Below are 13378 nucleotides of genomic sequence, written 5' to 3'. Positions count from 1 at the left end.
TGTCCGTCTATCCGAACCGCGGCCTAATAGAGCAGATGTCATATCCTGTTTACTGAACCCAATAACAGCCTTTTTTATTTCCGGATATTTTCAATAGTAAAGTCAATGCATCATGTAGTGTGGAAAATTCCCATCTGCTGACATAACAAAATTTATCGGGCCTGTTAAATGATGGATTTCCTTTTACATAGCCAATGAAAGTGATAGAGCTTCCGTCCACTCCATGCATTCCGTTATCTCTTTTTAACCCCCAAATATCTGCCTGAAAAAGTTTATTGCTAAATTCCTCCCATTGAGCTGAGGTTAATTTTTTATCATACTCAGATTCGATTTTACAAGGGATTGTATCATATTGTCCTTGGTAAAGTAAAAAATGAAGATTCGCAGAGTCCCCTTTTTTTGTTACTGTTACATTAATAGGTTCAATACAAAATGCAGAAAGAAATATAAAACGATATGCTTCGTCAGCTCCAAGGTCATTCAATTCTGGCTGATGAATGCAGTCGTCCATTAAAGATCCGTAATGACTATATTCCTTTTGTTTTTTAATTTGAACGATTAGGTTTTTAAAGAATGTAGTATCATTATTCTGGTATGCTTTTAAAACCTTGTAATTGATATCCGTTGTGTCATAATAAGGAAGCGAATCTAATTCAGCAAGATGCTGCTTTAACACAGTATCCCGAATAGAGTATTTTAGTTGATCATTGCATTTTTGAGTACAAGAAGTAATTATTACTAAGCTCAAAAATGCCAGTGCCGGTAAATATTTCATTTGAAAATTTTTTGGGGTTACATTGGTTGAGAATGCTGTGTCTTCCCATACCACTACTCGTTGCTTTAATGTGTAGCCCATTACGGGTAATGCCAATGTTATAGGACGGTTTAATCATTTGTCGCCTGGTTGCTCAATAAATCGTTTTCTGTCCGACTTATTATAATCTCCAAGTAACACAGTTGTGTCACCATTATTTATTGATAAAAATGAAGCTGCATTAATCTCCACTGTAAATTGTTGACCTCCCTGAACTACATTTACTGTCTTTGTACAAGTTAAGACAGAAAAACTTAAATCCCAGGTTGTCCCGTCAATAGGCTCAGCGTTTTTAATTATTTTTTCAAAATCTTGTTTGTTAAGTATCCAACGGCCACATTTTGCAGTATCTGTATCAGTTGTATAATTATTTAAGGTACTTGTGAATGATGTAATTTCAAATGGTTGCTTATTATCAAATAGTTTTATTGATTTTTTTAAGTCTCTACTTTTATTTTCTGTTGATTGTACAGGCATGGTATCTGAAACGGGAGTCGTTTTCAAATGACTCGCTGTATCGGAATTTGAATGACAACTGAATAAAAGAAGTGTCAATATCGCTACACAATGTCTCATGTTTATTGCGGCTAACTTTTGTTGAATGCAGTTTTACTATTGAAAATTCAGAAACTGTTGCGGGGAGTACTTTAGTTGAATTTTTGAAACTTGCTTCCATTCCATTTATACAGGTACTCCGATACCTGGTGATCGCCGTTAGCGTAGGAGTCTGCAGCGATCTCCTTAGGCCTGGCGATCCCTTTTTTATTATTGCTGCCTGTAACTAAAAGCAGATCCCTGTTTGGTATCGCAATTACAAAGTCTCCGTCAACTGCTAAATTTTTCTTGTTTATAATGCTGGGTAAAAGAATGAGGCTGGCCTCGTAATTGCCTCCGGCTGTAAGCATGGAAACATCACTGTCTCCTTTTAGTTGAATGTTCGTTAAAAGTTTATCAAGATTGCGGGTGGCAATGATCCGCAGGGAATCTCGATTGATCCCTAATGCGCTGATGTCTTTATTTGTCAAATAACGTATGGTGTTTTTCGCATCTTCGGCATATGCAATCACCAGTTCTTCATTGTATGTATCATAGGCGCCTTCATTTTTTGTGCTGTCGTTTTTAGTCTGAAGCAAGGCATTGGAATTTTCGATAAATGCTGTCGGCTTAATAATCGGAACAATGTTATCTATGCTTACATCGCTTTTTGGTTTAAAAAGTTCACTGGCAACAACAATGTATTTGTGTAAAATAGGAGCGAGTGAGTCCGGTGTAAGTTTGTATTCCCTGAATGCGTTATCAGAATAAATACTGATATCCTGTCCATTGAATTTAACAGCAATAGTACTATCGTCAACCATTTCAAATTTTGCATCAGAAAAATTGCGGGATAAAGAATCCTGGTATTTATAAGTAAAATCTTTAATTGTCAGGTTGTTTTTCTTTATAGAACAGCCTGGTATCTGTAAAGCAATGATAAGGGTAATAGCAATTTTGATCATTGTCTGGTTGGTGTTATGCACGATATGTAGAATTTTATGCAGGTAGAGTATATTGTTTTGTCTGCCCATATGGCTGCTGATTATTTGTTTACTTGAAACGAAGATCCACAACTGCAATCCGGCATTGCATTGTAATATTTTGCCTTAGTTCTCAATTTCTAAATCAGTTAAATTAAAATGCTGCAGGTTCTCAATATCCTTTGCCCTGATCTTGTATTTTTTAAAATGTCCGCACCTGTATTTTCTCCAAAATGGAATAAATAAAAAGTAACTTCTTTCATATTCACTAACCCCAGTAATTATTTTCTTTTTATTATGTGCAAATACGTCAATTGGAATGTTCCTTAAAGTGATGGTGTCGCCGTTATGCACAATTTTGAGTGTATGAAAAAAGGCATGCGTGTAATTATCCGTTAGCTTTTTGGGGCTTAAAGGTTTTGCCTCAATTAAAGAATCAAAATAGGATGACTGGCTTCGTATATAATAAGAATAAGAAAGAATGGAGATCCCATTCCGGGCATACAATTTAATGTCATGCGTGCACCTGTTATCTGTACCACATCTTAATGTGCCGGGGCAATATACGTCGGCTACATAATAGGCGGAATCGCCCAGCTTTGTTTTTTTAAATGCTAAAGTTTCGGATTGGTTCTTGTCATTTTTTCTCTGGGAATACCTTTCTGAAATTTTTAGTCCCTCGGCATTGTAATGCGGGATATAAAGTTTTATTTTTTGCTGAAAACAACTATCCATGCAGGCAACCACGTAAAATTCATAATGAGGATCATAGCTGATCGCTTTTTTATAATTTTTAAATCCAATGTGCTTCTTCAGCCAATTTTCTTTGACATTGAATTTGTACGTAAGCCTTTTTTCAACCCGCAGGCACGGACTGTTTCTTTCCCAATCGCACTTTGAAATGGTTACTACATAGCCGCCTTTTAATATCACCGTAGTATCTCCTGTACAACCGGGTTCGTTTATTTCTTTTTTTACTTCAATGATTTTTTCCTGCGGCGCTTGTAAAAACAACACTATTAGTTCCACTCTCCGGTTTTTCGCTTTCTCTAAAGGCGTTCTGTTGGCAACAAGGGGCTGCTCTTCTCCATAAGCCTGAATTTTTATCAAAGATTCGTCCATTCCTTTTGCCGCCAGGTACCTTTTAACTTCAAGGCTTCGCTGCAATGAAAGCTGCTGATTAAAGCTGCTGTCCGCATCACTATCTGTATGCCCGTTGATGTAAATTATATAGTTGGTCAGCACCCGCAGGGTATCAAAAATTGCGGATATCGTTTGCTTGTTTTGTTCCGATAATTCATACTTGTTCTGTTTGTAATGAATTTCATATTTAAAACCTGGCTGCTGTGCATAGCTTTCCAGGGATAAGAAGAAGACCAATAAAAGTAACAGTTTTTGTTTCATAGACTCAGAAGAAAGCTGGTGTGGCAAATGGTGTAAGTTATCACAGGATAAAAGCCAATAAAGGCTGGCTTCTCAACATGCCGCAACAATAATTGCACGGCTTCGCCCGCCTCAGTCACATTGCTGATCAAAAAAAAGGCCCGCCACCTATAAAGCAGCCAATACCAAAATATAAATTTCCTGTGGAAAATGGATAAAACCTGTAAGGGCGCCGGTATAGCAGGGCACAACTAAGATATAAAATTTAACGGCAAAAAACAGGCGTTCCCTGTAATTTTTGTGAGGTGCTTTAGCGGATGCCTATTATGAAAAGCCATTTCCTGGCCATGACTGAGATCATCAATAGTAAGGATGCCTGCCATCGCATTATTTATATATCTTTAGACCATAACCACCTAAAAACCCTTTTATGAAACATGCTTTTCTAACGATCTTTTCATTATTGTTATTTGCTGCATCGTATTCGCAGGACACTGCTAAAGTGGTAGCAAGGGCGGAAGTGATCCGCATTTCAGCCAAAGATTCGCTGCAAGCGGATAAGGATGTTATCAATTTTATCAGCAGCCTGGAAAAAGCACGCCGTAGTTTTTCAAAGTTCTTTATCATCGGTCCTAAATTATGGAGCCGCCTGCAATCACTCAAAGAGTTCAGCAGCATACAGCAGGGTAATGTTACCTTCCGCGTACCTAAATTACTGAAAGACGGCAGCTGGAAAGAAAAGGAAGATATGCAGGGCAAGGCCTTACAATCGATGGCTGATTTTGAGACTTTCTGGAATTATATGGAAACCAGTTTTTCTATCAGCAAGGCACAACTTTCTCCTGTAAATACTACTGAAAAATTCATTGACTGGCAATACTTCGCTAAACTGGAGGAAGGATTGCGGGCTTTACAGGTTGGTAATACCAGGATCATGCTGCATTTTACCGATGGTAAATTGTTTTTTATTGAGCTGAGTGCGGAGTAGGGGAGAAATGTTTAGGTGGGAAGCGTTTTTATTTATTAGAAGACTCAGCCGCGGTTATAAACCGCTAAGATTAATAGACACAGGTGATCTAGCCTAAGGCTAGAACACCTGCGCCAAAAAAAGCTGGTGCATTTTCATACACCAGCTGCTGTTTTTCGGCTATACTTTATCAGTTGATCTTGATATTCACTTGCGGTCCGCTGTTGCCGGCCTTGCGCAGGTTGTACGCAAAGCTGAGCATGTAAAAACGGTTCAGCACTTTGTAGCTGGCGTCTTCTATATAATTCAAATTAGCATTACGGCTGATGCCGATGTTCTGGTTCAGCAGGTCGTATACACTTAGTTTTAAGGTGCCCCTGCTGTATTTGAACAGGCCCTTTGTAATTTCGGCATTCCACAACGCAACATTCTTATTGTAACCACTGCTGCGGCCGCTGTTCACACTGTAATTAAAATCGCTGTTGATGGCTATATGCCAGGGCAGGTTGATATTCGTTTCCAGCTCGTAGGTATTGCGCCAGTAATTATCATTGTAAGCCGGTTGCAAAGAATATTTCACTTCATTGTAGCTGAACCTTGCACTGGCCGTTACGTCAAATTTTTCTTTGTGATTATAACTGATGCTTGTTCTTGGATTAAAAGCCAGGTTGCTGATATGGTTCTTTGCATCATTCAGCAAGCTATAATTATTATACAGTATGGCGTTGGCGCCAAAATTAAAACGGGTATTAAGCTTTTTTACTTTAAAGCCGGCATCGGTACCCGCAAATAAAGTGCTTACGCCATTCACGTTAGTATACGTAGTGGTACGGGTGCCATACTGGTCCAGTTGATCGGCATTTACAATGGCATGCTGCGACGTGCTGTAATTGATATACGCAAAAAAGTTGCGCTGTGCCAATGGACTGGCGGAAAAATAATTAGCATTGATGCTGTGCTGGTAGCCGGGTTTAAGATCGGGATTACCTTCAGTGATATTCAAAGGATCGCTGATATCTTTTACCGGCTGCAATTGTGCGGTGCTGGGTTGCTGTATAGTTGTATTGTATTGCAGGCCCAGTGTTTTTGTTTTGGAGATATTGTAATTGAAGTTGGCTGCAGGTAACAGGTTGGTAAAGCCCTGGCGCAACGTGTTGTTGTTCTTCAATGTGCTTACTAATGCCGCGTGCTGCAATGCTGCACCAAAACCGGCAGTGATTTTTTTCTTCTGTGTGCGGAAGTTCAGGCCGCCGCCTGCATATTCATATTCGTTCTTAAAATTATTGCTGAGGGCATCATTCAGTACATCGTGTTTACCATTCTGGTTATTCAGGTCGTATGTTTTTTTATCCAGTCTGCCATTGCTTTTGTTGTAGAAACTGTTCGCTTCTAGTAACGATCTTTTTGAAAGCGGTTCGGTATAGCTCAGGTTAACGCCATAGCTGCCCGTTTGCGAATGCAGGCTGTTCACCTGGTCCAGTGTGTCTTTACTATCAAGGCTGCCATTTGAATAATAATTATTGATGGACCGCAATGTGCCGTCGCTGCGGGTATCGTTGTAAGCGCTGCTGATGCTGCTGGAAAATGTTCTTCCTTTCTTTTTAAATCTATGGCGGAATAACAGGCTACCGGTATAATTAAATCCATCTGCATCAGTAGTGGAATTGGAGAAACCGCTGTTCAGCATTTTATCACCGGTTTGTATGGATTGGTAGGTGTTGCCCATTTTATACTGGTTGTGCTGTTGTGTGAACTGCGGTGTAAATTTGATCGAGTTGAATGAATCCAGTTTTGAATCCACCGTAAAATTAAAACGGTTGCTCACACTTTTTTTATCGCTGTTACTTTTTTGATCGTACACAAATGGATTTAATGGAGAGAGGTTCTGCCGCGTGGTATTTTTTTCATTGCCCAGGTCGATATTGTTGTAAAAATAACTGCCGTTCACTTCTGTTTTTTTCTTCCAGGTATCATTAAAGTTCAGGCCGCCTGCAATGGTACGTGCTATGCCTTCGCTGTTGTTAACACCCTGCACCGGTAAACCAAAATCGCCGGGACCATTGTTGTTGATCACGATCCTGCCGCCTCCGCCACCCCGCATCATTTTCTGCATTTCGCCTGTAAAGTTCATGATATCGCCGAAGGTAAAACCCTGGCGGTTGGTATTATTGGCCATACCAATGGCAGATAATTGTTGCTCGCCGTTAAAGCGGTTCACATTGAACTGGCCATCGTACCGGTTGTGGGTGCCTGCACCCGCTGTTACTTTACCAAAGTTCATTTTCTTGTGTTCCTTTTTCAACTTCAGGTTGATGGCTTTTTCGCTGTTGCCATCATCTATACCGGTAAAAGTAGCCTGGTCGCTTTTTTTATCAAATACCTGCACTTTATCCAGCACTTCGGCATCCAGGTTGCGGGTGGCAATTTTTGGATCGCCGCCAAAAAATTCTTTACCATTTACATATACTTTACTGATGCGCTGGCCATTCACTCTTATCGTGCCGTCTTTATCCACTTCCACGCCCGGCATTTTTTTCAGCATGTCTTCCACCACGGCATTGGGTTTGGTCTTAAAGGCTTCTGCATTAAATTCTAAAGTGTCACCATTTACCTGTACGGGTGGCCGCTGGTTCTGCACCACCACTTCTTCCAACAGGCTTTTATCCCGCATGGTGATATTGCCCAGGTCATTTACAGGTTCATTGCCCGCTTCAAAATTTTTCCAGGCAGGATGAAAGCCCACTGCTGATGCGGATAATCTGTATTGCCCCGGCGCTATATCCGTTAATTTAAAATTACCTGCCGCATCTGTTCTTGTAAATCCTGCCAGGGAGGAATCTTTTACATTCACTACGGATACCGTTGCATTTTCCAGTTGCTGTTTCTGCAGCGAATCCACCAGCCTTCCTTTGATAGTGATCTTATTTTTTTGCGCTATACCTGCAGCCGTTAAAGCTGTCATCATCATCACCAGTAAAATTCTTTTCATATTGTTTGTTTTTCAGGGGCCAAAACTAGCAGGTGTGGGTTGCAAAGGCGGTTAATCAACTTTGGATTAATGTTAATTAAGGTTAAGGGGGGTGAGTGGTGAGTGGTGAGTACAGAGTACAAAGTATGGAGTGAGGGGCTACAAGGGGAGGAGTTGCAAGGGAGAAGTAAAAGCTTTTAGCTTAAAGCTATCAGCTAAGAGCTAAAAAAAATGGCTTAGTTTTATATTTATTTTAAATTATGGAAGCAACAACGGAACAGGTTATTGAGCAAACAAAGAAATGGATACTGGATGTAGTGGTGGGTTGTAATTTTTGTCCTTTTGCGGCAAAGGTGGTAAAGCAGCAAGCTATTCATTACCAGGTAGAGCCAGCAACGGCTGCAACAACCTGTATGGAAAGTTTTTTGAAAGAAGCCATGCGGCTGGATGAAGATGATAGTATTGAGACCAGCTTTATCATCTTTCCCAATGCCTTTCAAAAATTTGAAGATTACCTGGATATTGTTTCGGTGGCGGAAAAGATACTGCAGCAAAATGGGTATGAAGGCATTTACCAGGTAGCCAGTTTTCATCCCTTGTACCAGTTTGCCGGTAGTGACGATAATGATGCGGCTAACTATACTAACAGGTCGGCATACCCGATGTTGCACCTGCTGCGGGAAGAAAGCATTGATAAAGCGCTGGAAAACTATAAAAATCCCGAAGATATTCCCGACCGCAATGTGCATTTTGCCCGTGAAAAAGGACTGGTATATATGCAACTACTGCGGGATGCCTGCATGGCCTGACACTTTACTGCGGGAAAATGGTGATCACTTCTGTAAGGTCTTTCCTTAAATATTTCGTGTGCCCTTCGTTGTAATTGATATTATTCTGCAGGCTGGCATTTAAATGAAACTGCACTTTGTATAATACCGTATCGGTGGTGGAAGTGGTGATCATTTTATCGAGATAAGCCAATGCCTTATTGGTTTTTTCTTTATTGGTGGAAAGATGGGCGCTTGCTTCCAGTTGTGTTTTCTGCACCTGGTAATACTCCTTCATCGATACTAGCTGGTAACGTACACTGTCAATGAACATACCCCTGATAGGATTGGCGGCCTGCAGTTCCTTTGTTTCAATCTCGTTGATGGTGGCCCGTATCTTTGCGGTGGTAGGGTCTTCGGGTGTGGCAGGTTTTGCCGGTTCGGGAAGTGCAGCAGTGGTGTTATCGGTTGTTTTTTCCTGCTGGTTGCAGGATGTAAATGCAGCAGCAATTATCAGGACTGAATAAATATACTTCATGTATGTTTTTTTGGAACTTAAATTTACAACAATTGTTATAATGCTTTGCCATACACAACGCATTTAACCTGCTATTAGTATTTTTTAAAAGATAAATAATGGCCTGTATTTTGAACAGGTGAATGGATCGTTTAGATCAATAAAAATAGTATATGAAAATATTGTGGAAATACCTGCGGCCCTATAAATGGCTGGCTGTTTTTTCGATGCTGCTGGCTGCAGTGGCGCAGGCGCTTAATTTTTTTGACCCGGTGATATTCGGTAAGATCATTGATGGTTTTGCTTTTAACACGGGTAACAAAACAGAATCCGAATTGGTGAAAGGTATACTTGGATTGTTGTTACTGGCTGTTGCCGTTGCCGTTGGTTCCAAGCTGGCAAAGGCTTTCCAGGATTATTTTTTGCGGCTGGTAGTGCAGAAATTCGGCAAAGCCGTGTTTGATGACGGGCTTAAACAAACGCTGCGCCTGTCGTACCAGGAATTTGAAGAACAACGAAGCGGCGAAACCTTGTCCATCCTGCAAAAAACAAGAAAGGATACGGAAACCTTTCTCAGCTCTTCCATTAATATACTTTTTTCCACGCTGGTGGGCGTGAGTTTTTTGGTGTACTATGCCATCACCAAGCACTGGGCATTGATACCCGTGTTTCTTGTCGGGGTGCTGCTGCTGGGCGGGCTTACGGGTTTGTTAAGTAAAAAGATCAAAACCATTCAACGAAAGATATTCCGGGAGAATGCAGTGATGTCCGGCAATATAACAGAATCATTGAGAAATATTGAACTGGTAAAAAGCCTGGGGCTTACGTATCCTGAAATAAAACGTTTAAAGCTTTTTACACAAAATATCTTCGACCTGGAAATGCTGAAAGTAAAAAGAGTGAGGAGCCTGGGCTTTTTACAGGATATTACACTCAACCTGTTAAAGCAATCCATCCTTTTTATTTTACTCTGGCTCATCTTCCGTAAAGTGCTTACTGCAGGTGAACTCATCTCGATGCAGGTGATCATGAATTATATTTTCGGTCCTTTGCAGGACCTGGGTACGATTATTTTGGCTTACCGCGAAGCGGAAGCTTCCTTACAGAATTTTGACCTGTTGATGAAAAAGCCGGTGGAAACAAGGCCTGAGGAACCGGTGGAAGTGGGCGAAGTGGAAACACTGGAATTTAAAAACGTGGTATTCAAACATAAGACCGCAACAGAGAATTCCATTGATGATATTTCTTTTAAAGCAAAAGTGGGCGATTCCATTGCCTTTGTAGGACCCAGCGGTTCGGGTAAATCCACCCTGGTGAAATTGCTGGTAGGATTGTATACGCCTGTGAGCGGCGATATTTATTTTGACAATGTATCGGTAAAGGATATACGCTATAACAGGGTGAGAAGGCAGATCGGTTTTGTAACACAGGATACGCAATTATTTGCCGGTACAGTGCGCCAGAACCTGCAGTTCATTAAGGCGGGCGCCACCGAAGAAGAAATGACCGATGCGTTGCAGCGATCCGCTTCGTACAACCTGCTGAAAAGCCCTAAAGGGCTGGATACTATTTTGGGGGAGGGCGGTACTAAATTATCCGGCGGCGAAAAACAACGTTTATCTATTGCTAGAGCTTTATTGCGGAATCCGCGGATACTGATCTTTGATGAAGCTACTGCATCGCTGGATTCTTTAACAGAAGAAGCTATTTCGGACACCATTAATATTATTGCTGCGCAAAAAAAACAGATCATTATTTCTATTGCACACCGCTTGTCCACTATCATGAATGCCAACATTATCTATGTGCTGGAAAAGGGTAGGGTGGTGGAGACAGGTTCACATGAAACCTTACTGCAGTTAAAAGGATTGTACTACGCTATGTGGCGGCAACAGGTGGGCGAACGCTCCACCGCTGCTAAAAGGCTGGCCATGGAAGATATACCCGGTGATAAAACGTATTTATGATGGTAATTGTAAAAACGATTTTATCTTTATGCTTTAATTATTTTACATGAAGGATTTTAAAAAATACTATATCATTCCTGCACCCCCCGAAGAAGTATACCTGGCGTTGACCTTGCCCCATACACTTAAATTGTGGACGGGTGAAGAAGCCGAGATGAGTACCGAACCCGGCAGCGAATTCTCTTTATGGGAAGGCAGCATTGTGGGAAAGAATATTGCTTTTGAAAAAGATAAAAAGATCGTACAGCAATGGTATTTTGATGGACAGGATGCGGAATCGATTGTTACCATCAAACTGCATCCGCATAAGCAGGGCACTTCGGCCGAACTGCTGCACAGCAATATTCCGGATGAAGTGTACGATGAATTTGTGGATGGATGGAATGACAATTATTTTGGTTCGCTTATTGATTTTTACAGTTAATTATTTTACAACACATGACGATACAGTTTGCTGATAAGCATATTGCTGTTGCAGGTATTGCCGACAGTAAGGCCATTACCGACCTGCTCAACAGCGCTTACCGCGGAGAGGGCTCCAAACAGGGCTGGACCACAGAAGCGCACCTGATTGCAGGTGATGTACGCACTTCCGAAACCAATGTGCAGCAAGTAATGCAGCAGTCGGGCAGTGTACTGCTGAAATACACCGGAGATGATGGCATTGTTTCCGGTTGTGTGAACCTGCAGCAGCATGGCGATAAAGTTTATTTAGGTATGCTGAGTGTATCACCGCACCTGCAGGGCGCCGGCATCGGCAAAAAATTATTGCAGGCAGCCGATGAATATGCATTGCAAAGGCATTGCAAAGCGGTGTACATGACGGTGATCAGCGTAAGGGAAGAACTGATCAACTGGTACCAACGCTATGGTTATAAAGATACCGGCGAAAGAAAGGCTTTTGTTGAAGATGGCGAATCGGGTAAACACCTGCAGCCGCTGGAGTTTATGGTGATGGAAAAATTACTGGCGCCTTAATTGCCCCCGGCGTTGTCTACTGCAAAATGAGTATAGGCGGCCTGCTTACGGTTGCTTATTTTCCCATCCCGGTAAAACTCTTTGTATGAAGCAACGCAAAATCATTATCAGGTCCATTTTGTTGGTATTGTTCCTTGGCCTTGGCTATGGCGTTTATTATGCCTGGCATGCTTTTCCTATCATTAGTGGTTATGGTTCCAAAAATCTTTGTTCGGCCATTTACCTGCAGCATCGCAATGTAAAGGATGTGTTGCGGGAAGACCTGGGCGATTTTCCTTTATCAATGGGCAGTTTTACGGTAGATGAAAAAGATTCCTCCGTTACCGGTTCGGTTTGGGGTTTTGCCAAACGCAAGACCATTTTCCGTAAAGGTGTTGGCTGTACATTGATCAATGATCTTTCTGAAGCAACCATCCGGGCACAGCATTTTGACGGACCGCCTGCACCACCCGTAAATACCGACAGTATCGCATGGCCTTATGGCAATAAGATACCTGACAGCATTCCTGCAAATATCAATAAAGCGCAACTGGATAAAACGGTGGACTTTGTAATGAATGAAACAAAGGATGGTAAGCCCTGCTATACCAGCGGAGTAGTGGTGATATATGACGGACAACTGGTGGCAGAAAAATATGCCCGTGGCTTTGATCAAAATACCGTGATGCTGGGCTGGTCGATGTCGAAAAGCTTAACGGCTGCCATGACCGGCGTATTGGTAAAACAGGGCAAGCTGACTGTAGATGCACCTGCACCGGTACCGGAATGGGCGAATACGGATAAACAAAAGATCACGCTTAAAAATATCTTACAACAAACCACCGGTCTTGATTTTGTAGAGGATTACTGGAAATACAGTGAAGTGACCAATATGCTCTTTAATAAAGGTGATATGGGCGCTTATACAGCAAGCCTTCCTTTGAAATATGCGCCGGGAACGGTTTTCAACTATTCCAGCGGCAACAGTAATATACTCAGCCGCATCATCAGGCAAACCGTGGGAGCGGCCGATTATCCATCCTTTCCTTATAAAGCTTTATTCCATAAAATAAATGCCTATAGTTTTTTGCTGGAGCCGGATGCTTCGGGCACCTATATCGGTTCCTCTTACAGTTATGCTACCGCAAGGGATTTTGCACGCTTCGGTCTGCTCTATCTCAATAACGGCAAATGGAACGGCGAGCAATTGCTGCCGGAGAACTGGGTGGCGCAAACCACTATTCCATCGGTGGCGGATAAACGAAAACACTATGGTTACCAGTTCTGGCTGAACGGGCTGGACAAAACGGACCTGAGTAAAAAATGGTATCCTGATGTGCCGGCTGATATGTTCTTTTGCGATGGCTTTGGCGGGCAGGGCGTTTATATCATTCCTTCTAAAAAATTAGTGGTGGTGAGAATGGGGCTACATGTGATAGATGAGAACAGGTTTTTGAGGGAGGTGATTGGGGCAATTAATAATTGATAATGAATAATGAATAATGAATATTTTTTATAAAG

12 protein-coding genes are annotated in these 13378 nt (G+C 41.7%); 6 read left to right on the top strand and 6 right to left on the bottom strand.

The window, feature by feature from the left end; all coding sequences use genetic code 11:
- Positions 1-49 precede the first annotated feature (49 nt).
- The 4 genes from QM738_RS22220 to QM738_RS22205 form a co-directional block, all read right to left on the bottom strand.
- The gene (locus tag QM738_RS22220) at positions 50-856 is read right to left on the bottom strand and encodes a hypothetical protein (RefSeq protein WP_462278959.1); all 807 of its coding nucleotides are present in this window, start codon (positions 854-856) and stop codon (positions 50-52) included.
- Positions 857-889: 33 nt separating this feature from the next.
- Positions 890-1318: a hypothetical protein gene (locus QM738_RS22215; protein WP_462278958.1), complete on the bottom strand. Its 429-nt coding sequence runs from the start codon at positions 1316-1318 to the stop codon at positions 890-892.
- A 143-nt stretch (positions 1319-1461) separates the two neighbouring features.
- Positions 1462-2382: a DUF1444 family protein gene (locus QM738_RS22210; protein WP_462278957.1), complete on the bottom strand. Its 921-nt coding sequence runs from the start codon at positions 2380-2382 to the stop codon at positions 1462-1464.
- A gap of 75 nt (positions 2383-2457) precedes the next feature.
- Positions 2458-3735 (bottom strand): OmpA family protein, encoded by a 1278-nt coding sequence (locus tag QM738_RS22205; protein WP_462278956.1) that lies wholly within the window; start codon positions 3733-3735, stop codon positions 2458-2460.
- Positions 3736-4144: 409 nt separating this feature from the next.
- On the opposite strand from QM738_RS22205, the gene QM738_RS22200 reads away from it, so the two are divergent.
- Positions 4145-4702, top strand: a complete 558-nt coding sequence (locus tag QM738_RS22200; protein WP_462278955.1) for a hypothetical protein — start codon at positions 4145-4147, stop codon at positions 4700-4702.
- 169 nt (positions 4703-4871) lie between these two features.
- Here the strand turns inward: QM738_RS22200 and QM738_RS22195 are convergent, their stop codons facing one another.
- On the bottom strand, positions 4872-7670 hold the full coding sequence (locus QM738_RS22195; protein ID WP_462278954.1) for a TonB-dependent receptor: 2799 nt from the start codon (positions 7668-7670) through the stop codon (positions 4872-4874).
- Between the two features lie 239 nt (positions 7671-7909).
- Between QM738_RS22195 and QM738_RS22190 the strand changes: the two genes are divergently transcribed.
- Entirely contained in the window at positions 7910-8458 is a 549-nt protein-coding gene (locus tag QM738_RS22190; RefSeq protein WP_462278953.1) for a DUF1415 domain-containing protein, read from the top strand.
- A gap of 4 nt (positions 8459-8462) precedes the next feature.
- On the opposite strand, the gene QM738_RS22185 is transcribed toward QM738_RS22190, so the two are convergent.
- Complete coding sequence (locus tag QM738_RS22185; RefSeq protein ID WP_462278952.1) at positions 8463-8954, bottom strand: hypothetical protein; 492 nt, start codon at positions 8952-8954, stop codon at positions 8463-8465.
- Positions 8955-9106: 152 nt separating this feature from the next.
- On the opposite strand from QM738_RS22185, the gene QM738_RS22180 reads away from it, so the two are divergent.
- From QM738_RS22180 to QM738_RS22165, 4 genes are all read left to right on the top strand, one after another.
- Entirely contained in the window at positions 9107-10900 is a 1794-nt protein-coding gene (locus tag QM738_RS22180) for an ABC transporter ATP-binding protein (RefSeq protein ID WP_462278951.1), read from the top strand.
- Positions 10901-10946: 46 nt separating this feature from the next.
- Positions 10947-11324 (top strand): SRPBCC domain-containing protein, encoded by a 378-nt coding sequence (locus QM738_RS22175; RefSeq protein ID WP_462278950.1) that lies wholly within the window; start codon positions 10947-10949, stop codon positions 11322-11324.
- Between the two features lie 14 nt (positions 11325-11338).
- Positions 11339-11878 (top strand): GNAT family N-acetyltransferase, encoded by a 540-nt coding sequence (locus tag QM738_RS22170; protein ID WP_462278949.1) that lies wholly within the window; start codon positions 11339-11341, stop codon positions 11876-11878.
- Between the two features lie 85 nt (positions 11879-11963).
- Positions 11964-13343 carry a serine hydrolase domain-containing protein gene (locus QM738_RS22165; protein WP_462278948.1) on the top strand — a complete coding sequence of 460 codons (1380 nt, stop codon included), beginning with the start codon at positions 11964-11966 and terminating at the stop codon, positions 13341-13343.
- Positions 13344-13378 lie beyond the last annotated feature (35 nt).

Origin of the sequence: Ferruginibacter sp. (assembly GCF_049840995.1) — a bacterium.
Classification (GTDB): Bacteria; Bacteroidota; Bacteroidia; order Chitinophagales; family Chitinophagaceae; genus Ferruginibacter.
Note: the sequence above shows the minus strand (reverse complement) of the source record. Positions and strands in the feature narration are given on the sequence as shown.